The sequence below is a fragment of the Mesorhizobium sp. M0296 genome (assembly GCF_040321675.1).
Classification (GTDB): Bacteria; Pseudomonadota; Alphaproteobacteria; order Rhizobiales; family Rhizobiaceae; genus Mesorhizobium.
This window is the reverse complement of the sequence record NZ_JAMYRZ010000006.1, coordinates 58,636-78,179: the sequence shown is the minus strand read 5'-3', so window position 1 is coordinate 78,179 and position 19,544 is coordinate 58,636. Positions and strand designations below refer to the sequence as shown.

The 19,544-nt window shown below is 63.9% G+C and carries 17 protein-coding genes and 1 pseudogene; 1 reads left to right on the top strand and 17 read right to left on the bottom strand.

Features of this window, described 5'->3' with window-relative positions; all coding sequences use genetic code 11:
* Nucleotides 1–103: 103 nt before the first annotated feature.
* From NKI97_RS08470 to NKI97_RS08430, 9 genes and pseudogenes are all read right to left on the bottom strand, one after another.
* A pseudogene (locus tag NKI97_RS08470) lies at nucleotides 104–808 on the bottom strand (class I SAM-dependent methyltransferase); the annotation flags it as partial.
* A 59-nt stretch (nucleotides 809–867) separates the two neighbouring features.
* Entirely contained in the window at nucleotides 868–1,857 is a 990-nt protein-coding gene (locus NKI97_RS08465) for a GNAT family N-acetyltransferase (RefSeq protein ID WP_031211613.1), read from the bottom strand.
* 7 nt (nucleotides 1,858–1,864) lie between these two features.
* On the bottom strand, nucleotides 1,865–2,929 hold the full coding sequence (locus tag NKI97_RS08460; protein WP_352833538.1) for a glycosyltransferase family 4 protein: 1,065 nt from the start codon (nucleotides 2,927–2,929) through the stop codon (nucleotides 1,865–1,867).
* Between the two features lie 20 nt (nucleotides 2,930–2,949).
* On the bottom strand, nucleotides 2,950–3,882 hold the full coding sequence (locus tag NKI97_RS08455) for a glycoside hydrolase 5 family protein (protein ID WP_023676139.1): 933 nt from the start codon (nucleotides 3,880–3,882) through the stop codon (nucleotides 2,950–2,952).
* Nucleotides 3,875–4,636 carry a TIGR04290 family methyltransferase gene (locus NKI97_RS08450; protein ID WP_023676138.1) on the bottom strand — a complete coding sequence of 254 codons (762 nt, stop codon included), beginning with the start codon at nucleotides 4,634–4,636 and terminating at the stop codon, nucleotides 3,875–3,877. The genes NKI97_RS08455 and NKI97_RS08450 overlap by 8 nt, the downstream gene beginning before the upstream one ends.
* Nucleotides 4,637–4,638: 2 nt before the next feature.
* Nucleotides 4,639–5,439 (bottom strand): nucleotidyltransferase family protein, encoded by an 801-nt coding sequence (locus tag NKI97_RS08445; protein ID WP_352593695.1) that lies wholly within the window; start codon nucleotides 5,437–5,439, stop codon nucleotides 4,639–4,641.
* Nucleotides 5,439–6,542: a CgeB family protein gene (locus NKI97_RS08440; RefSeq protein WP_352451531.1), complete on the bottom strand. Its 1,104-nt coding sequence runs from the start codon at nucleotides 6,540–6,542 to the stop codon at nucleotides 5,439–5,441. The genes NKI97_RS08445 and NKI97_RS08440 overlap by 1 nt, the downstream gene beginning before the upstream one ends.
* Nucleotides 6,543–6,556: 14 nt before the next feature.
* Nucleotides 6,557–7,153, bottom strand: coding sequence for a histidine phosphatase family protein (locus NKI97_RS08435; protein WP_352743960.1), 597 nt, complete (start codon nucleotides 7,151–7,153; stop codon nucleotides 6,557–6,559).
* Entirely contained in the window at nucleotides 7,150–8,253 is a 1,104-nt protein-coding gene (locus tag NKI97_RS08430) for an inositol-3-phosphate synthase (RefSeq protein ID WP_352451533.1), read from the bottom strand. Before NKI97_RS08430 ends, NKI97_RS08435 begins: the two co-directional genes overlap by 4 nt.
* Nucleotides 8,254–8,492: 239 nt before the next feature.
* On the opposite strand from NKI97_RS08430, the gene NKI97_RS08425 reads away from it, so the two are divergent.
* Nucleotides 8,493–10,238 carry a protein kinase family protein gene (locus tag NKI97_RS08425; RefSeq protein ID WP_352833535.1) on the top strand — a complete coding sequence of 582 codons (1,746 nt, stop codon included), beginning with the start codon at nucleotides 8,493–8,495 and terminating at the stop codon, nucleotides 10,236–10,238.
* 243 nt (nucleotides 10,239–10,481) lie between these two features.
* Here NKI97_RS08425 and NKI97_RS08420 read toward each other — a convergent pair whose 3' ends face one another.
* The 8 genes from NKI97_RS08420 to NKI97_RS08385 are packed head-to-tail and all read right to left on the bottom strand — an operon-like array spanning nucleotide 10,482 to nucleotide 19,441.
* Nucleotides 10,482–11,528 (bottom strand): UDP-glucuronic acid decarboxylase family protein, encoded by a 1,047-nt coding sequence (locus tag NKI97_RS08420; protein ID WP_352451536.1) that lies wholly within the window; start codon nucleotides 11,526–11,528, stop codon nucleotides 10,482–10,484.
* A 23-nt stretch (nucleotides 11,529–11,551) separates the two neighbouring features.
* On the bottom strand, nucleotides 11,552–12,661 hold the full coding sequence (locus tag NKI97_RS08415) for a CgeB family protein (RefSeq protein WP_352451537.1): 1,110 nt from the start codon (nucleotides 12,659–12,661) through the stop codon (nucleotides 11,552–11,554).
* The gene (locus NKI97_RS08410; protein WP_352833531.1) at nucleotides 12,658–13,752 is read right to left on the bottom strand and encodes a CgeB family protein; all 1,095 of its coding nucleotides are present in this window, start codon (nucleotides 13,750–13,752) and stop codon (nucleotides 12,658–12,660) included. The genes NKI97_RS08415 and NKI97_RS08410 overlap by 4 nt, the downstream gene beginning before the upstream one ends.
* Nucleotides 13,749–14,879: a CgeB family protein gene (locus NKI97_RS08405; RefSeq protein WP_352833528.1), complete on the bottom strand. Its 1,131-nt coding sequence runs from the start codon at nucleotides 14,877–14,879 to the stop codon at nucleotides 13,749–13,751. Before NKI97_RS08405 ends, NKI97_RS08410 begins: the two co-directional genes overlap by 4 nt.
* Before the next feature lie 2 nt (nucleotides 14,880–14,881).
* Complete coding sequence (locus NKI97_RS08400) at nucleotides 14,882–15,985, bottom strand: glycosyltransferase family 4 protein (protein ID WP_352743949.1); 1,104 nt, start codon at nucleotides 15,983–15,985, stop codon at nucleotides 14,882–14,884.
* Entirely contained in the window at nucleotides 15,970–17,262 is a 1,293-nt protein-coding gene (locus tag NKI97_RS08395; protein WP_352743947.1) for a TIGR04295 family B12-binding domain-containing radical SAM protein, read from the bottom strand. The genes NKI97_RS08400 and NKI97_RS08395 overlap by 16 nt, the downstream gene beginning before the upstream one ends.
* The gene (locus NKI97_RS08390) at nucleotides 17,259–18,338 is read right to left on the bottom strand and encodes an NAD-dependent epimerase/dehydratase family protein (RefSeq protein WP_352833526.1); all 1,080 of its coding nucleotides are present in this window, start codon (nucleotides 18,336–18,338) and stop codon (nucleotides 17,259–17,261) included. Before NKI97_RS08390 ends, NKI97_RS08395 begins: the two co-directional genes overlap by 4 nt.
* The gene (locus tag NKI97_RS08385; protein WP_352833524.1) at nucleotides 18,335–19,441 is read right to left on the bottom strand and encodes an NAD-dependent epimerase/dehydratase family protein; all 1,107 of its coding nucleotides are present in this window, start codon (nucleotides 19,439–19,441) and stop codon (nucleotides 18,335–18,337) included. Before NKI97_RS08385 ends, NKI97_RS08390 begins: the two co-directional genes overlap by 4 nt.
* Nucleotides 19,442–19,544: the final 103 nt, after the last annotated feature.

The following is a 19,544-nucleotide window of genomic DNA, read 5'->3' as shown; positions in this document are numbered from 1 at the left end:
AAGGCTTTTCGCCGTCGACGAGGACTTGCATGCCATTTGCGTTGGCGAAGTTATGGACATCGGCGCGATCCAGCGCCGGCGATCCGCGATATGAATAATTCAAAAGCACGGCCATGCCCGGCCTCTTCAGCACGCGCGCGATTTCCAGGAAATGTCGCTCCGCAAGGCCGGCCAGCACCAGATAGGGAAAGCTGTCGACGGCCAGCACGCGGTCGAAGCTGGCATCGCAAAAATCGGCAAGATCGAAACCGCGCGTAGGGCGGAATTCTACATTGCCGAGCCCGGCGCATCGCCGGCGGGCGATCGAGATCATCGCTGGGGATATATCGCTGCCGACGATCCGGTGCGACAGAGCGGAGAGCGCCTGTTCGAACCGACCGATACCACAGCCGATATCCAGTATGTCGCGGTCAGTGCCGGTAAAGCCTCGCCTCTCCAGCCATGCAACGATCTCAGCCGTAACGGCCGAGAGCTTTTCCTCATCGCCCAGCGATGACAGCTGGACGCTGGCCGCCGGGGAGATCGCCGCCGCCGCGTCAAACCCGGCCGCCAGCCGCTTGACGACCGCATCGTCGGTCTCGTCCTCGCCACGCTCGTGCCGAACGGCAGCACCCGTTTTGCGCAGCGTGGCGAAGATCTCGGGCCTGCGCCGCAGCAGGTCCGCAATCCGTTGCAGTTTTGCCGTGTTTCGCGGGTCAGCCGAGTGCGTGTTTTGCGCAATCTTCGCCAATTCTGCGGCATCGATTCCTGTCTCGAAACGGAGAGCCAGCCTGGCGATGACGGCTTCGACGCCGGCACCGTCTGCCATGCAATCCTCCAGCACCCGCCTTGCTGATGTCGACCGCCGAGATCCTGGCTGGGTCGCGCTCATCGCCCTTTGCTCCGCGTCCAGATCTTGCGCATCGTCCACCGGTCTACGGCGCCCCAGCTGTACTTGTAGGCCTCTTGTCCGCGCAGAAAATCGAACTCTTCCGCGCCTTCGCAGATCGCCTGCCTTATCGCTTGGCCGATGAGCAGCGCGCCGGGACTTTCCTCGGCATAGGCCGGATCGAAGCCACCGAGGTAAGCGCAAGCGCGGCCCCGATGATGGAACCCGTAATAGGCGCCCACGATCGCGTTACCGATCGTGATAAGCCAGCATCGGGCAAGCACCTGTGCGACCAGCTGCGGCAGCGCCTGACGGTGGAATGCTTCCACGCGAGAATCGGACAGAACGCCGTCGCCGTGTCCGGCCCAGCGCGCGCGGTGAAGGCGGATCAGGTGGTCGAGGAATGTCTGCGGATCGGACAAAGCGGGTTCGATGGAGACACTGCCGCGTCTCGACGCGGCCCTGTGGGCGCGGCGCAATTGGCGCCTCCGCCGCGCCGGAACGCAGCCTTGAAGCGTCTGGTCGCCGGCGAGGGCGAGCACCGGGCAAGCGGCGTGACCGACGGCTTGGCACGATTCGAGCGCGGCATGCCTGATGGCAAGGCCGGCGCCGCCGGGAGGCAGGTCCTGCAAGATCCACTGTGACCAGCCGACGGAAAGAACGGCGCCACCGATGACTGCGCCGACCGGTTCGGCGATCTCGGGAAGACAAAGGACATCCAGATAGTCGCTCAACGAAATGCCGAGCGGAAGCAATCGCGCGCCGGCGTCGTGGCGTTCCAGATAGAGTGGCGCCAGGCCGACCAGATCGTCGCCACGCCAGATGGCGACCGTCGCTAGCTCGCCGGGAGCAAATGTCCGCCACCATGGCAGCAACCATGCGGGAGACTGGAACGGCGTCGCCGAGGGACTGCGCGACCAGAGTTCCCACCAGTGCGGCTCGAGGGCTTCGAGGTCCGCCGGATCGTCGATGATCTCACTGCGGAGCATGTCGCGCTCACTTTGCCGTCGCGAGCTGCCCGCTGTCTGTGCCGAGCCGTGCCAGCGCCCGATAGGCGTCCATGTAGGAGGAAACCATGCGGTCGAGTGAAAAGCGCCGCCGCGCCTCGGCCCGGCAGGTCTCGGGGTCCAGGCTGGGTGCGGCAGCGATGGCTTCGGCCATCTCGTCGACATCCCCGACCAGATACCCGGTCTTGCCGTGCTCGACCACATCCGGCAGTGCGCCATTCGGGAAGGCCACCACGGGGGTGCCGCAGGCGAGCGCCTCCATGGCGACGAGCGAACTGGTTTCCGCGGCAAGGCTCGGGATGACTAGGCAGCGGGCCGTGTTCAGCAGGCGCCGCTTGGCGACAAAGCCGAGCGGACCAAGGAAGCGGCGCCGGTCGTCCAGCCTGGGTTCGACCTCGTCGCGAAAATACGCTGTGTGCGTTTCATAGGGGTAGACCTTGCCACCGATGACCAGCGGCACGCTGGCCTTCTTGGCTGCGTCCAGCGCCAGATGGATGCCCTTTTCCGGGCAGACGCGGCTGAGCACGAGCGCAAAGTCGCGTTTGGCCCGCCGTTCACTCAAAGCGTCTATGTCCACCCCGTTGGGGATCGGCCCGATCAGCCTGGCTCCCGGCGGCGCGGTTCTTTGCTGAGCCGCCGATACGGCATGCAGCCACAGATCCTCCCGCGCCGGATTGAGAGCGTCGGCCGGATACCAGTCGAGCGGCAAATGCAGGGTCACCAATGTCGGCCCGTCGCCCGGCAGATAGGCATCGAAATCGATACCGTGCAAATGGACCACGTCGATTGGCCAGCGAGCCCGCGCGTTGGCGATCGCAGCGCGATGAGCACGCTGCGCCCGACGCTTCGCCGCTTCATCGAGCACGCCCGATTCGGCCGGCGTCTCGATGAGGACACCCGCAGCGCTCGAGCCCTGGCAGCCGATCACGATCGAGCGGTGTCCGGCCTGTACGAGCGCCTGGTCGAGCATCGACAGCACCTGCTCGGCACCACCGACCGCATCCGGCCCGACCGGGGCGAGGGGATAGGCGACGTTGAGGACGGTGAGCGTCATGGCTGGAGAGCCGAAGCTCCTCACGCTGCGGAGGCGCGCAGCCTGCCGACCGAAGGGGCAGCGATGCTGCCGGCATATCGGCGCGTCATTGCCGCGCAGAAGTCGGCGAATTCCTCCGGCACCAGCGGCGGACTGCTGTGGTGCGGCATCATTCCGCGGTGTTCCGGCGTGAAGCAGAAAGTAACCGTCACGTCGAAGTCGGCCAAAGCCTCCATCTGCCGGTCGAACCAGTCAAGTGCGTTCGGCCTGAAGCTGTCGGCCCAGGAAAGCCCGGTGCGCAGATTGGTGACGCCGAGCCGTTTCATCCAGGCAACGGCGTCGTCCAGCCGGTGATCTTCGAAATGGAACCACTGCACCAGTCCCATTGCCGGCGTGTGGTGCAGGAACTCCTCGAGCGCGGGCTTTGGCGTGCCGTCCTGGCGGAGCAGGCCCATGTAGAAATGGCGGTAGTAAGACGAGCCTTCCGCCTCGCGATGGCGCGTCGTCGCTTCCCACTCGCGCGGCAGGTCGTAGAGGCTGTACCATTGGATGCGCGGTGCGTTGCCGATCAGCAATTCCGCGGTCCGGCGCAGGCCCCAGACCTGTACCTCCTCGGCGCCGAAGGTCGACACGCCGACCTCGCTGACCCATACCGGAAGATCGGTGACAGCCGAAATCTCGCCGATCTTCTGCGGCCATTCGTGGATCTGCCAGAGGTTCCAGTCGAGCGGGAAACCGTGCACGGCGACAGCATCGACATGATCGAGCACATCGAACTCCTTCATCCGTGTCATGAAACCGGCATCGATCGGCGAGATGCCGCCAAGGACCTTGGTCAAGGCCGGATTCTCCGACGCGATCGCGTCGGCGACCAGGGTTGCCATGTTGGCGAAGCGGCTCCAGTCGGGGTCGAGCTCGGGATCCCAGTGGGATTTGTTGTTGGGCTCGTTCCAGATCATCGCGGCTTCAATCATTTATTTGTCCTTTCGACGGGTAGACGACGCCGCCACCGGCCGGCACGTCGGCGGTGCGGCAGAAATAGACCTCCTGCTCCGGTTGCAGGACGATCTCGAAGCCGGCGCTGCGCAGCATGGCTTCGGTGCAGGCGCGATTGGGAATCCACCAGTTGGTCGGGTCGTCGGCGTAACGATGCTCGATGAAATGCAGCTTTGGGAAATCCGGCCGGTCGAACAGGTCGTGCGTCCAGAAATGATAATTCTGCTCGAGCGCCGGCACGTTGGTGCTGCCGCGCTGCATCGACTGGAAGATCATCAGGTCCCGGGCGACGTGCTCCCGGATCAGATCGAGAGCGAGCAAGGGATGGCGCAAATGGTAGAGCACGCCCATGAACAGCACGATGTCGAACCGCTCATGCAGGGCGCCAACGTCGTAGACCGAGAGCTGCCGGAATTCGATGTCGCAGTCCGCAACCTCGGCGGCAAAGCGCGCCTGCGCTAGGTAAGCCTCATCGAAATCGATGCCAAGCACGCGGCCGGCGCCGCGGCGTTTCATCTCGATCGAATAGAAACCCGCATTGCAGCCTATGTCGAGCACCGCCTTGCCGGAAAGATCGGCGGGGATGGCGTCCGCGAATTTGCGCCATTTGATCAGCGGATAGTTGCCAAGGAAATGGTCGGGAGCGGTTTCGATGCCGGCCAGTTCCATATTGTGGAACCATGGGCCGAGCGCATCGATACGGCGGCGGATTTCGGCATCGGAATGCAGCATGGCTAGCCTCCTTCGCCTGCGAGGACAGGGACGTGCTGGTGGCCGGGCAGCGTAATGGCGACTTGGTCGTCCTTGGTACCGGCGGCGCTTTCAAGCAGGCGAAGTGCGGTGCGGTAGCCGTTGAAGGTGCCGACGTCGACATAGGCGGTGCCAGCCTTGATGCCATAGGCATCGCCTCCGGCGGCGAGATAGGCATTGACCAGCGTGCCGATATATTCGTCGCACCGGTCCCGTTCCCGCCACAGCGCGGCGAGCTGGTGAAGGGTGCGGCCGGGCATCTTGAACGCACCCCAGATCCAGTTCGATTGGGCATTCTGCTGCTTGACCTGGATTTGCTTCACCCGGTCGTCCTGGTCGACAACGACGGCATCGAAGAACTCCGGCTGGTCCACCGGAAACAGCAGGAAGGACAGGCCGTCGTCCGGGAGGGCCAGGAAGCCGTCTTCGGGAAACCAGATCGTATCGGGCAACCCGACCAGAACGGTCTCATCGGCTGTGACGAGCGGTGCGGCACGGAAGATGGCGTCGCAAAGGCCGACCGGAGAGGGCTGCACCACAAACAGCGCAGTCGCGTCGGCATAGCCGGCAGAATAATATTCGAGGATATCCGACTTACCCGAGCCGATGACGAAGCAGATCTTGTCGGCCCCCGCGCGCACCATGCGGCGCACCAGGTATTCGCTGACCGCGCAAGGCCGCTCGGTGTTGCCGTCGATGCGGCTGCCGACCGGCAGAAGCTCCTTCGAAAAGCCGAGCGGCTGGATGCGGCTTCCCCGTCCGGCTGCGGGCACGATGCCCAACATCAAACTGCCTCCTTCAACGGCTCGCCATGCGTGGAGCCGTGCAGTGCATCGGACAGGATGCGGTCGAATTCCTTCGCGCGCCGCGCCGAGGTGTGTTCGTCCAGCACCCGCTCGCGCGCTCGGCGGCGGATAGCGTTAAGCTCGGCGTCGGACAGGTCGAGCGCGGCGACCACGTCGTCGGTGCTGTTCGCCACGACGATCTCTTCGCCGGGCCGGAAAAAGGCCTCCAGTCCCGGCCATGTGTCGCTCACCATCGCGGCACCGCAAGCGGCGGCTTCGAACAGCCGGCCGGAAGGACACCAGCCCCTTTCGGCCATCGCCTCGCGGGTCACGTTCAGGGTCAGCCGTGATGATGAAAAGAAGGCGGGGTGGTCGGCCGGCGGCAGATGCCGGACGAAGAAAATATTGTCGCTCCACGGGAATTCCTGCGGATATTGTGCGCCGCCAATGATGAAGCGGCGCTCCGGCAGGCGCGCAGCCGGACTGACCAGCAGCCTCTCGACCCCGACCTGGCGGTCTGCCGCATAGGTCCCGAGATAGGAAAGGTCGCCGGCAAACTCCGGCCTGGGCGGAGCCGGCCGGTGTCGCTCTGGATCGACATGGCCGTAGAGCGGCATGACGCGGCGTGCACCCAGCATCGACTTCAATGCGTCGATCGCGGTGCCTCCCGTGTAGCTCAGCACGAGATCGAAATCGCGAAGCCCTTCCGGCCCGAAATAGGCCGGAGGCTCACCTTGTTCGATCCGCGCCAGTGTCACCGGCGTATCCAGATCGTAGAACACCTTCAGCCCGCGACAGGCCTGGTGGGCAAGGCGCGATGCGCTCACGGCATCGGGGCAATAGGAGGTGACGATGACCACATCGGCCTCATTCATCGCCTGCTCGGCAACGCGCTGGATGTCCTCCCAATCCTGATAAAGGACGAGGTTGCCGCCATCCAATTGGTCGAGGTCGCGCGTCCCGGCATAATAGGGAGTGTTGCGTTCGAAGAAGGTGATAGACCAGCCCAGCCCGGCCATCGCCCGGATCAATCCGCGCCACAGCGTGGCGTGCCCATTGCCCCACGACGATGTCACGGTAAGACCGAAAATGACCATGCGCATCCGGCAATTCCTCGTCAGGCAGCTTCGTTGAGTCTGATCAGCTTCGACCCCCAGTCCCCCCAAACAACCGTGGTGATCGACGCTGGGTCGATATCGAAGCGAAAGCAGTTTCCCAGCGACAGGCCGAGCACCTTGCACACGGCGGCCTTGATGACGTCGGCATGGCTGACAAGTGCGACGCCCTGGTTCTGGTAGGTGCCGCGGACCTGCTCGATCAATGAGACGACGCGTTGCTGCACGTCCAGCATGGTCTCGCCGCTCGGTGTTCTCGCCTGCTGACGCTGGTCGTTCCACACTCGCCAGTCGGCATCCTGGTTCAGCTCTTCGAAGGTCTTTCCCGACCAGGTGCCGAAGTCGATCTCATCGAGTTCCTCGCGGATCACGATCTCACCGGCATTGCAGGCGAGCGCGATCGGGTTGGCAGTCTCCTGCGTGCGTTCGCGCGGGCTGCAGAAGATTGCCGCTATCGCCTCGCGTGCCATGCGGTCTGCCAGATGCGAGGCCTGTGCCTTGCCGGCTTCGCCGAGGCAAACGCCGGCCATCCGTCCGGCAAGATAACAGCCGACATTGTCGTGCGCGGCGTGGCGCACCAGAAAGAACGTCGTCGTCATTCCGCGGCATCGAGCATCGGCTCGTCCTTGCCGGCGATGAAAGAGAGCGTGCGCTGGCGGGCTTCCGCGTCGGTGAACTGCTCGGGCGGCGATTTCATGAAATAGCTGCAGGGACCGGTCAGCGCGCCCGCGATACCGCGGTCGAGCGCCAGCTTGGCGCAACGCACCGCATCGATGACGACGCCGGCCGAATTGGGCGAATCCCACACTTCCAGCTTGAGCTCGGCATTCAGCGGCACACCGCCGAAGGTCGTGCCTTCGACCCGGATATAGGCCCACTTGCGATCGGTCAGCCACGGGACATGGTCGCTCGGCCCGACGTGAATGTTGCCGGGCTCCAGGGGAACGTCGATCTGGCTGGTGACGGATTGCGTCTTTGAGATCTTCTTCGATTCCAGTCGCTCGCGCTCCAGCATGTTGAGGAAGTCGGTGTTGCCGCCGAAATTGAGCTGGTAGGTGCGATCGATACGCACGCCGCGCTCGCGGAACAGGTTGGCGAGCAGACGATGTACGATCGTCGCACCGACCTGGCTCTTGATGTCGTCGCCGATCAGCGGCAGGCCGTGCTGCTCGAAGCGGCGGCGCCACTCCGGCCGCGAGGCGATGAAGACGGGTATGCAGTTGACGAAGGCGCAGCCGGCCTCGAGCGCGCACTCGGCATAAAAGCGCGTTGCCTCCTCCGAACCGACAGGCAGATAGGACACCAGGATTTCGGCGCCGCTTTCGGCGAGGATCTTGCTGATGTTGGCGACGGGGTCGTCGGCCTCCTGGATCTCGTCGCGCAGATATTTGCCGATGCCGTCCAGTGTCGGCCCGCGTTCGACGCGAACGCCGGTAGCCGCCACATCGGCAAAGCGGAAAGTATTGTTCGGCGCGCTGTAGATCGCGTCTGCCACATCGCGTCCGACCTTGCCCTTGGCGACGTCGAAAGCGCAGACCACTTCGATGTCCTTGACATGATAGCCGCCAAGATCGGCATGCATCAGCCCGGGTATGGGCTCATTGCTCCTTGCGTCGCGGTAATAGGTGATGCCCTGAACAAGGGAGGAGGCGCAGTTGCCGACGCCGACTATTCCGATCCGAACTTTCTTCGATCCCACGAAACCGCTGCCTATGCTGTTGAAGGTAAGTTCTTCGTGCCAAACCGCCTGCCTCGCTGATTGTTCCTTGCCGGCTGCAAAAATCGTGCAACCGATGGTGGATCAAAGTAGCGCTCGCCGAGTTGTGCAGTGAGGCCAACCGGGACGGGACAATGATCGTCTATGGCGACCACAAGCGAATTGAGAGCGCGGGATATGTTCGCGGCTCAGCCTGCAAAGCGGCCGGGCACATTGCGGACATGCCAAGCGGGATCGAACGCCACGCAGCCCTGGTCGGCCTGTTCATCAAGATCTCGGAATTGGTCCAGGGCCTTGCCGATGCTGAATTCGAGGCCAACTGCATGGACAGGAATTCCCGACAGCGGATCGCGGGCGCAAATCTCCTGGTCGGCTTGGCCCGGGACGTGGGCAGATCGTGGGCGGCCGGATTCGCGATCGACGGCCCGGTCCGTGCGGACGTGCCGCGAATGCTGGCCGAACTCGATTGCGACGGCGAAATCCTCATCGACACGGCCGAGGGCTACGCCCATTACGCGCTCTATCCGGAGAGCTATTTCGTCGCCGCGCGGCAGTCGGGTCTCGATGCGAACACATGCGTAATCGGCATCCGCAGCATCGGCCTGGGGCTTGCAGCGATGGTGGCTGCAGCCATTGGCGCACCGGCACCCGTCAGCGTCCGTCCGACCGGTCATCCGTTTCGCAGGCGGCTTGCCGCCGATCCGGAACTGATCGGTAGCTGGATGACGAAGCCGTCGGCCCGCTTTGCCATCGTCGACGAAGGCCCGGGCCTGTCAGGAAGTTCGTTTCACGCCGTCGTCGCATGGCTGCAAAGGCTGGGCATCGATGCCGGGCGCATCCATCTGTTCCCCAGCCATTCGGGTGGGCCGGGTCCCGAGGCATCGGCGGACAGTCGTGAGGCATGGACGGTTTGCCAAAAACACACCGCGGATTTCGAACGGACTTTCCCCGCTGGATCCGCTGTCCCGACGTTGCGGGATTGGGTGGCCAGGACGATCGGCCGCACAGCGGCCAGCCTGACCGAAACATCCGCCGGAGAGTGGCGTCGCTTGCACTATGGCTCGCTGGATCATTGGCCACCTGTTCACCGCGGCTTCGAGCGGCGAAAGTTCCTCGCTTTTGCGGGCCGGGGAAAATGGTCGGTCAAATTCGTTGGCCTCGGCGAAATCGGAATGCAAAAGGCCGAGACCGCCAGGAAGCTGCACGATGCAGGCTTTGGCCCGGAAGTCGCCGGGCTGTGCCATGGCTTTCTCGTCGAACGCTGGATCGACGGTGCAACGCTGGACCGGGCAAGGCTTTCGAAAGAAAAAATGGTCACTCGTCTCGCGCGCTATCTGTCCTGGCGGGCAGCCAATCTGCCCGCCTCCGAACCGGGCGCCTCGCTGGAGGCGCTTGCCGACATGGCCGTGCGGAATACAAGCGAGGCTTTGGGCGAAAGCCGCGCGGCGGAGCTGCGGAACTGGTTCTCGAAACAGGCTCCACCAAAGACCATGCAGCGGGTCGAAATCGACGGGCGGCTTCATCCGTGGGAGTTCATCCTTTCGCGCGGCGGAACGCTGATCAAGACGGACGCCCTCGACCATTGTCGGTCGCACGATCTGGTCGGCTGCCAGGACATCGCCTGGGACATTGCCGGCGCCCGTGTCGAGTACAGCCTCGCCGACGCGGCGACTGCGGCACTGTGCAAAGCTGTCGAGGCGACTACGTCTCGTCCGGTCGATGCCAATCTGGTCCACTACTACGAGCCCTGCTATCTCGCCTTCCAGCTTGGCTTGTGGAGCATGGCTGAGCGATCGGGCGATGATCGGGAACAAATCCGGCTGGCGGCCGCGGCAAGACGTTACGCTGCCGCGCTGCTTCGTTTCCTGGAAAGCCAAGGCGACCTGCCGCCGCTCGACCAGGATCAGTCCAGCCGGCGCAGCATATCCGCTTCCTTTTCGAGGATGGCCGCTACCTCCTCGCGCTGAAGATGCGTCATCATCAGGCTCACACAACATTCCAGATAGGTGATGGAGGCGCGCCGCAGGAAGGCAGCCGTCTCCTTTGCGGCCATTTGTTCGATGTCTTTGGCGGATCGCTTCGGATGCACAATCGTCTCCATGCCGGTACCTTGACAGAACCAGAAGCTGGACGGGTTGTTCCCGCGACGAGAAAAAGTGACCAAATCCGAGACGACGGCGCTTTCATGCAGCGGCCAGACGCTCCCCGCCTCAGGCCGGCAGGTTTTGCAGCCGGCCTGAGGCAGAACGCACGGTGGCGGCAATTCGACGTCTTCTGTCGACCATCTGCGCCGTCTCAAGCTCGGCAAAATAGGCGATTGTGCGCATCAAACCCTGCCTGAGCGGCACTTTGGGCGACCAGCCGAGAAGCTTCCTTGCACGGGAAATGTCGGGTTGCCGACGACGAGGATCGTCTTGCGGCAGCGGCAGGAATTTCAAGTCCGATTTGGTGGCGGTCATGCCTCTCACCAGGCCCGCCAGTTGCAGGATGGTGAACTCCCCCGGATTGCCTAGATTGATCGGCTGGCGCGGGTTGGGATTGACCTCCATCAACCGGATCAAGCCGTCGACCAGATCGGAAACGTAGCAGAACGACCTGGTCTGCAGCCCGTCGCCGAATATCGTCAGCGGCCGTCTCTCGAGTGCCTGCATGATCAGATTGGAAACGATCCGTCCATCCGCAGGATCCATCCTGGGACCATAGGTGTTGAAGATGCGCGCTACACGGATATCGGCCTTTCCCATTCTCAAATAATCGAAGCACAAGGTTTCGGCGGTGCGCTTGCCTTCGTCATAGCAGGCGCGGGGGCCGATGCAGTTCACGTGGCCGACATAGTCTTCCTTCTGCGGATGCTGTTCGGGATCGCCATAAATTTCGCTGGTGGACGCCTGCAGGAACCGGGCGCCATTGCGGGCGGCGAGCTCCAGCAGATTGAGCGTTCCGATGACGCAAGTCCGCGTCGTATGGACCGGGTCGGCCTGGTAACGCGGCGGCGAGGCCGCGCACGCCATGTTGAAGATGCGATCCACCGGCTCGCCAAGCTCCAACGGTCGGCAAATGTCCTGCTTGATCAACCGAAAATCCGGACGATCGGCGATCGATGCTATGTTCTCCATACGGCCGGTAAGGAAATTGTCGACGCAGATCACGCGCCAGCCGGTCTGGAGCATTGTCTCGCAAAGATGCGAACCGAGGAAACCGGCGCCGCCGGCGACAAGCACGGTCCTGGTCCGTTGCGCCTTTCTTGATAGCTGCATCTCTATTTTCTCCCGTCTGCGGGTCATGCTGCACTCTCGACATCCAGATCGAGAGCAGAACGTGGCGATTTGGCCTGCGCCAGCAGCGAAACGAATTCGCGGGCTCTCGCGGTGCTTGTGTGGGCTGCCAGGATGAGCGCGCGCGCTTGCCTGGCCATGGCAAGCCGGGCGCTGTCGGATTCCCCAGACAGGATGCCGATCACGTCCTCGGTCCTGCGCGCCATGTGGATCGTTTGCCCCGGAAACAGGCTGTCCAGTCCCGCCCAGCTATCGCTGATGATCGCCGTGCCGCAGGCGGCTGCCTCGAAGAGGCGCACGCTGGGCGACCATCCGGCCGCGATCATGGAACTGCGCGTGACGTTCAACGTATAGCGTTGGCGGCTGTAAAAGGCGGCGTGATCTGCCGGCGGCAGGTGTTCGATGCGATCCACATTGTCCGGCCAGGCGATTTCGCGCGGATATTGCGAGCCTGCCACGACGAAGCGGCGCTCCGGCATGCGACGCGCCGGTTCGAACAGCAGGGCCTCCAGCGTCGCCTGGCGGTCGGGGCTGTAGGTGCCGAGATAGCCGAGATCCCAGCGGATTGGATCACCGGTTCCGTGATGCCGTTCCGGGTCGACGGAGCAGTAGAGCGGCTCGGCCCGCCTCGCGCCGAATTCCGCCGTCAGACGGGCAAGCGTCGGCCCGCCGGTGAAGGAGAAGTAGACGTCGAAATACGGGACCTGCCGCCTGGCAATGTACTCGCAATCATCGGTCGAAAGCTTTGCCAGCGTGATCGGCGTGTCGATGTCGTAGAAGCAGAACTGACCCGTGCATAGCGATGCCACGACGTCGATGATTTCAGGGCCTTCGGGAACGAAGGAGCCGACGACCACGATATCGGCATCGCGCAGGCAGCGCGCAAAATTGCGGCGAAGATCATCGATCGTTTCATAGTAGCGCAAGGCGCAGAAATCGGGATCGCGCAGATCCCGGTGACTTGCGTACCACGGCACGTCGCGTTCGAGAAAGGTGACGCGGTGACCGAGTTCGTGGAAACCTTTAAGCAGCCCCCGAAAGGTGGTGGCGTGGCCGTTTCCCCAGGATGAGGAGAGCGACAGGCCAAGAAAGACGATGTCGAGCGGCTTTGTCATTCGGCCGCCTCCACGGTCGGACGCTCGAAATGGCGCCTGAAGATAGCGTCGGCTAAAACGGCACGTGTCGTATAGGTATGTTCGCCAAGCACGCGCCGAAGCGCCGATGTCCCGATCGCCTTAGCCCGTTCGGCACTAAGGCTTTGCATGATCTCGGCGACGTCCTCGCCATCGCGCGCGACCAGGATTTCCTCGCCGGGTTTCAGGAACAGGTCGACGCCGAGCCAGGCGTCGGTGATGAGGCATGCGCCGGCGCCCGCCGCCTCAAAAACGCGCGTCGCAGGTGAAAAGCCATTGGCCGCCATGCTGTCGCGGCTGATGTTCAGCACCGCCTTGGCCGTGACGTTCAATGCATTGTGGTCGCGCGTGCCGACATGGCCGAGCCATCGGACATTGGCGGGCATCTGCTTGTCGCCCCAGCCCGATCCGCCGAGCAGGAAGCGCTGATCGGCGGAGCGGCCGGCCGGGTCGAGGAAGAAGGCCTCGACGCGCGCCTCGCGGTCCGGCAGCCGGTTGCCGAGAAAGGCGAGATCGCAGGCAAAGCGAATGTCCTTGCCGACCGGATGATGCGTTTCCGGATCGAGCGCGTTGTAGATCGGCACGCATTCGGCCGCCCCCATTGCCCGATAGGCCCAGACCACCGGGTCGCCGCCGCCATAGGTCAGCACCAAGTCGATTTCCTGCAGCGCGCGATGCAGCGGATGGTCGGGCTCGTCGCGCAACTGGCCAAGCGTCGCCGGCGCATCGACATCCCAGAATACGGTGAGCGCACCGGCACGGGCGTGATCGAGCACCGCCCGCAACAGCGCGTCGTCGGCGAAACCGACGCCGCTCGCCTTGACGACGATATCTGCCTCCGCCGCCCGCGCCGCCACCTGCATCAGCGCCTGTGGGGTCGCCTCATAGACGACGACGGCACACCAGTCTGGCGCCTCGATGTCGCGGTTCTTCTGGCGATCGTAGACATCGGGCTCATAGAAGGTGATGTCATAGCCGAGCCTGGCCAGAGCCTTGAGCAGCCCGCGGTAATAGGTGGCCGCGCCGTTCCAGTAGGACGACAGCAGGCTTGACCCGTAAAATGCAATCTTCATTCGGCGGCCTCCGTTGCAAGGATCGTGTCGGCGGCTTGGCGGCGCCCGCATTCGGCGAGCACGCCGAACAATTGATCCGCCCGGTGCCGGCATGTGTGCCGCAAGCGGATGGTCTCGAGGCCCGATGTCGCCAGAGAAGCGGCGAGATCCGCGTCGTGCAGCACGGCGCGAAGATGACGCCGCATCTCGGAACCGTTGTTTGCAAACAGAAAATCTACGCCGGGCCTGAACAGGCGTTCGACATCGGACCACGGCGCCGAAACGAGCGGGATGCCGCAGGCGAGCGCCTCGAACATGCGGATGGTCGGGATGCCGGGCAGGCTTTCGCGGTATGGACGCCTGGGGATGTGCACTGTGATGCGGTTTGCTGCAAACGCCTTCGGCACGTCGGCGTTGGCGATCCAACCTTCGTAGTGCAGGCCGGCGGCCGCAAGGTCGGCGAGCGCTTGCCGTGGATAGCGAACGCCGTGGACAGTGCCGCTCAATCCGAGCTCACGCACCGGCTCGACCAGGAATTCTCTGATTTCGGCGCTGCGCTCGTCGTCGCCCCAATTGCCGATCCAGATCAGGTCGGCGCTGCGCTCGATTTCAGGATGGGGCTGGAACAGATGGTCATCGGCTGCCTCGTGCCAGGTAAAGACCCGCTTGCCCCATCCGGCGCGAAGATAGCTTTCCCGCAGCGCCTCGCCGAAGGCGAGCACGCCGTCGTAATGTTCAAGCTGCAAGGCAGAAATCGCTTGCGTGGCCGAGATGACGCGATGGTGCGTGTCGTGGAACAGCAGCGTGAAACGGCCGCCAGTTGCTTTCGCCTTGCCCAGCCGCGCAACAAGGTCCGGCTCGGTCCACTCATGCACGATCACCACATCGGCATCGGATATCCAGGCTTCGTGGTCGAAAGCGGCATCGTAGGTCACCGGCATCAACTCGGGGAAATCCTTCCGGAATCGCTCGATCGCGAAGGACCCTTTCTCGGCTACCAGGTTCGACCGGCTCCAACCGTCGGCGGGTTCCAGCGCGATCGTCTGGTGCCCGCGCGCGACCAGCTCACGCATGATGCCGCGCAGGAAATGTGCGTTGCCGTGGTTCCAGTCGGAAACGATCGAATGGGTGTAGAACAAAAACCGCATGATCAACTATCCGCCATGGTGGCCAGGGCCGCCTTGTCGTAGACGCCGCGCATGGCAGTCGCCTGTCTTGCCAATGAAAATCTGCGGCTTCGGCGGGCGGCTGCCTCACCGAGTTCTCGCCGGCGCTGCGCGTCGCTACAAAGGTTGTTGATGCATCTGGCGAGATCGTCCGGATCGCGCGCGTCGTAGAATAAGGCCGCGCCGTCCCACAATTCGCGATAGGTCGAGATATCGGCGAGCACCAAAGGCGTCTTCGACATCGCGGCTTCCAGCGTGGCCAGACCGAACGGTTCGTAGAGCGACGGCGATACGAAAATGCCGGCCCGGGCCATCAGCAAGCGCACTTCCTCATGCGGCACCGGCCCGACGGGAACCGCATGACTGAAGCCAACATGCTGGCCGTCCGGCCCTTGCAGCGAACCGGCGACGAAAACCGGCCATTGCGTCAGGGAGGCGGCCTGGTCCAGCACCGCCGCATTCTTTCCTTCGTCCCACCAGCGCGCGGCGGCGAAAACGACCGATTCCCGCCTTTCGCTCTTCGCGCCGGGCCGTGCGCCGTTGCCGACGACGCTCAGGCGCGCGATCGGCCCGTAGCAGGTTTCGAGCATGTCGGCATGGCTGCGGCTGGGCGCAACGACCATGCCTGCTTTGTCGAAACCGCGCCGGTTGCGGTCCTTCTGCCAAGCCCATTCGCCGTCTGCCGCCTGTCCTTTGACGGCGTGGAACCATGTCACCACGCAGGAATGCGACACCGCCACGACGGGGCAGGGCACGTCCAGCCCCGCAGCCTGCGTCGGCGCATTGAGATGGAGGACGTCGATGGCGTAGTCACGTATGAGTGGGTGCAGCTCCTGCTGCAATGTGTCGAGATCGTGCTCGTTGCGGGTCATCCAGTCGGGCGGTGTGGCGAGCCAGGTCAGCGCCGCGAATGACTGGGCCTCCTCGGCCTGCTGCCTGGACGGTTCCGGACCAAGCCCGGCAAGCACGACGCTGTCGCCGCCGGCGACCAGTTGCCTGGCCAGATCGAGCGCATAACGCCAGACGCCCCCAACGGCATCGACAGTCATCAGGATACGCCGCGGCCGCGGGCTCAGTGTCCGCAACATGTGGCCTCCAATTCGGCCAGCGGACGCGGCCGCTTCTCCTGGATGTCGCTGAACGTTCGGAAGGATGCGAGATAATGTTCATGCGCGCGCTCCCAGGCGAGATCGTCCGGCTCGCCCCAAAGTTCGCGGTAGCTCGGCGAACTCGGATAAGGATACAGCGGCACCGGTTCGTTGGCCCAAACGCCGTTGTCGATCAGGTGCTTCCGCCAATAATCGACGAGCGCGGGATCGTCCTCGACCACGCCGATCAGATTGGCCTGCACGAACGGCACGTGGCGCCTGGCGTCGACCAGCAGCGCGGCCAGCTCCTCGGTGCCCAAACGGCAGCGTTTTGCCAGCATGGCGCGGCCTTCCACAGTCAGGCTTTCGAGCCCCGCCTCTATGGAGACGCAGCCGGCGGCGCCGAGCAGCCTCAGCAGTTCCGGTTTCCAGAGGTCGATACGGGTCTGCACGCCGAACTTCACATCGCGATCGACCAGCGCCTCCAGCAAAGCCTTTTGCGGCAGGAAGATCTCGTCGATGAAGTAGATGTAGCCGACGCCCTGTGCGATCAGCCGGTCGATCTCCGCGATCACTGCTTCGTGGTTCCGGCGGCGATAGGCATCGCGGAAATCGATCTTGGCGCAGAAGCTGCAATTGTACGGGCAGCCGCGCGACGCCTCGACCTCCGCACCGAAACCGACCTGGTTGTCGTCGAAGCGGTGATGGTGGTGCGAATGCGCGGCAATCCAGTCCGACGGCCATTCGAGCGGCGGGTGATCGATGAACGAGCTCGCATGCACGCCGCCGTTCGAGACCAGTTTTCCATCCTCGAAATGGGCGGTGGACGGCACCGCGCTCCAGTCGTCGCGCCGGGCAAGTTCAGCGACCACTTCCTCGCATTCGCCGCGCACGACAATGTCGACGCCAAGCTTGCGTAATGTCGGCGCCGGCGTCGCCGAGCCATGCGGACCGACGGCGACGGTGCGCCCGCCGCGTCCGGCAAGCCGGTTGAGGAAATCGGCCGGCACCCGCAACTCGGGCGGTGCACAGCGCCAGAACAGGTAGGTCGGCGCGGTGCTGACGACGGTCATGTCAGGCTCGAATGCGGCGACGCGATCGGCGAGCGCGGCGTTGTCGAGCTTCTGGATCTGCCCGTCCAGCATCAGCACCTCGTGGCCGGCGGCTTCGAGCAGCGCTTTCGAATAGCCGAGTTCGAGCGGCAGATGCGGCTGGCGGCAGCCGAAATAGATGCTGTCCTGGTACGTCCAGGACGGATTGACCAGAGCGACCCTCATGCCACGTACCTCGCCGGTTCGGGATGCGGGTCGAGGCGATGACGCTGCAGCCAGTCGGCGAGGTCGCGGATGCCGTTTTGCCACGGGACGTGCGCTTTCCATCCCAGTGCCGCCTCGATCGCCCGTGTGTCGGCGACGAAGAACGGTTGGTCGCCGGTGCGTTCGCGGTCGTAACGAATCGGAACGTCCCGTTTCGTTATGTTGCGGATCTCCTTCAGCAGCATGCGCAGGCTGACGGCGTTTTCCGGTCCGCCGCCGAGATTGAATGCTTGGCCCTTGATCGCCTCGATGCGGTCGAGCACGGCGCGGTAAGCCGCGACCGCGTCGGCAACGTGGAGGATGTCGCGCACCTGCTTGCCATCACCGTAGATGGTGATCGGCCGGTCGGAGAACGCGTTAAGCAGGAAATGGGCGACCCAGCCCTGATCCTCCGTCCCGAACTGGCGCGGTCCATAGATGCAGCTCATGCGCAGCACCGCCGTCGGCAGATCGTATGACTTGGCGTAATCGAGGACATACTGGTCCGCTGCGCCCTTGGAGCAGCCATAGGGCGTGCAGAAATCGAGGCCGCGCGTCTCGTCGACGCCGTGCGCTCGGACGCCCGCGTCGCGAGGCGCGTATCTGCCGTCTTCTTCGCGCATGGCGAGGTCGGCGAGGCGGCCATAGACCTTGTTGGTGCTGGCGAAAACGACGGGGATGCGCTTGCCGCTGCGGCGAGCGGCTTCCAGGACGTTGAACGTCCCGCGCAGGTTGATGTCGAAATCCTCGTCCGGCCGAACTAGGCTCGTGGTGACGGCGGTCTGCGCGGCAAAGTGGAAAACTGCCCTCGAGCCTGCCACCAACGGCGTGAGCGCCTCGGCGTCACGGACATCGGCGATCTCGACAGCGAGGCGGTTGCCGTGCTTTTGCGTCAGCCATTCCAGGTTCTGCTCGACGCCGGGACGGCTCAGATTGTCGATGACCAGCACCGGCTCGCCGTCCGACAACAGGCTGTCGGCGAGGTTCGAGCCGATGAAGCCGCTGCCGCCGATAATGGCGACGGGCGCTTCGCGAAAATTGCGTGAATCCGGTCTCATGATACCAGCCCTCGCGCTTCGAGTTCCCGCTTCATCTCTGCACTGCGATCGATGGCGACCGTGTTGCGCACCCAGGCGACGAAATCGCCGAGCGAATGCTCCAGCCGGTACTGCGGCTGGAAGCCGAGCAGTTCGCGCGCCTTCGAGATGTCGGCAAAGCAGTTGCGGATATCGCCGGAGCGTGCCTTGCCGAGGATTTCCGGCTGGCGCCCAGGCACGCCCATGGTTTCGGCGAGCAGCCGGGCGACCTCGCTGACCGGGTAGGCCCGCCCGCTGCCGATGTTGATCACGTGGCCTCGCGCCTGAGGCTGTTCCAGCGCCAGCCGGAAGGCGAGGGCGACATCGCGTACATGAACGAAGTCGCGCTGCTGTTCGCCGTCTTCGAAAATCAGCGGCCGCTGGCCATTGGCGATGCGCGAGGCGAAGTTCGCCAACACGCCGGTATACGGGTTGGAGAGTGCCTGTCCGGCGCCGAAGACATTGAACAGGCGCAGCGCCACCGCATCGACGCCATAGGCTTCGCCGAAGATCAGCACGGCGCGTTCCTGGGCGTATTTTGTCAATGCGTAGATCGAGGCGAGGTCGACCGGTTTCTGCTCGTCGGTCGGCAGCGGCGACAGGACTTCACCTTCCGGCGACAGGGGATTCCATTGGCCGCTGCGGATGTCGTCCGGCTGCCGTCTTGCATTGTCGATGCGCCGGCCGTCCGGCGTGGCATAGAGACCCTCGCCATAGACGCTCATCGACGACGCAACGACGATCCGTTCGATCGGGCGTTTGATCAGCACTTCCAGCAACGTGGCGGTGCCGAGGTCGTTGGCGCCGACATAGCGGGCGATCTCGTACATGGACTGGCCGACGCCCACTTCAGCCGCCAGGTGAATGATCGCGTCGACATCGTCGACCGCCTCTGCGACGGCGTCGCGATCGCGAACGTCGCCTTTGATCAGCTTGGCGCCTGGCGGCAGGCTGATTGCCTCGCCGCCATGCACCTGGTCCAGCAGCGCATCGAGAATTGAAACCCCATAGCCATGTTCAACGAGTTCCTGGGCGACGTGGCGGCCGATGAAACCGCAGCCTCCCGTGACCAGTATACGTTTCACGACAACTCCTCATACGAATGGCTTTGCCGCCCCAAACTTCCGGGCGAAAGGTTTGTTCCCTTGCTTCAACAAAGTTCAGGAGGCTCGCCGGGGTAGGTTCAAC

Excerpts from the sequence above, each read along its gene's own strand:
- NKI97_RS08460 (WP_352833538.1), bottom strand. The coding sequence starts at position 2,929 with ATGACGCTCACCGTCCTCAACGTCGCCTATCCCCTCGCCCCGGTCGGG.
- NKI97_RS08410 (WP_352833531.1), bottom strand. The coding sequence starts at position 13,752 with ATGAAGATTGCATTTTACGGGTCAAGCCTGCTGTCGTCCTACTGGAAC.
- NKI97_RS08450 (WP_023676138.1), bottom strand. The coding sequence starts at position 4,636 with ATGCTGCATTCCGATGCCGAAATCCGCCGCCGTATCGATGCGCTCGGC.
- NKI97_RS08400 (WP_352743949.1), bottom strand. The coding sequence starts at position 15,985 with ATGTTGCGGACACTGAGCCCGCGGCCGCGGCGTATCCTGATGACTGTC.
- NKI97_RS08425 (WP_352833535.1), top strand. The coding sequence starts at position 8,493 with ATGCCAAGCGGGATCGAACGCCACGCAGCCCTGGTCGGCCTGTTCATC.
- NKI97_RS08465 (WP_031211613.1), bottom strand. The coding sequence starts at position 1,857 with ATGCTCCGCAGTGAGATCATCGACGATCCGGCGGACCTCGAAGCCCTC.
- NKI97_RS08420 (WP_352451536.1), bottom strand. The coding sequence starts at position 11,528 with ATGCAGCTATCAAGAAAGGCGCAACGGACCAGGACCGTGCTTGTCGCC.
- NKI97_RS08405 (WP_352833528.1), bottom strand. The coding sequence starts at position 14,879 with ATGCGGTTTTTGTTCTACACCCATTCGATCGTTTCCGACTGGAACCAC.
- NKI97_RS08415 (WP_352451537.1), bottom strand. The coding sequence starts at position 12,661 with ATGACAAAGCCGCTCGACATCGTCTTTCTTGGCCTGTCGCTCTCCTCA.
- NKI97_RS08435 (WP_352743960.1), bottom strand. The coding sequence starts at position 7,153 with ATGACGACGACGTTCTTTCTGGTGCGCCACGCCGCGCACGACAATGTC.
- NKI97_RS08440 (WP_352451531.1), bottom strand. The coding sequence starts at position 6,542 with ATGCGCATGGTCATTTTCGGTCTTACCGTGACATCGTCGTGGGGCAAT.
- NKI97_RS08455 (WP_023676139.1), bottom strand. The coding sequence starts at position 3,882 with ATGATTGAAGCCGCGATGATCTGGAACGAGCCCAACAACAAATCCCAC.
- NKI97_RS08445 (WP_352593695.1), bottom strand. The coding sequence starts at position 5,439 with ATGTTGGGCATCGTGCCCGCAGCCGGACGGGGAAGCCGCATCCAGCCG.
- NKI97_RS08395 (WP_352743947.1), bottom strand. The coding sequence starts at position 17,262 with ATGAGGGTCGCTCTGGTCAATCCGTCCTGGACGTACCAGGACAGCATC.
- NKI97_RS08390 (WP_352833526.1), bottom strand. The coding sequence starts at position 18,338 with ATGAGACCGGATTCACGCAATTTTCGCGAAGCGCCCGTCGCCATTATC.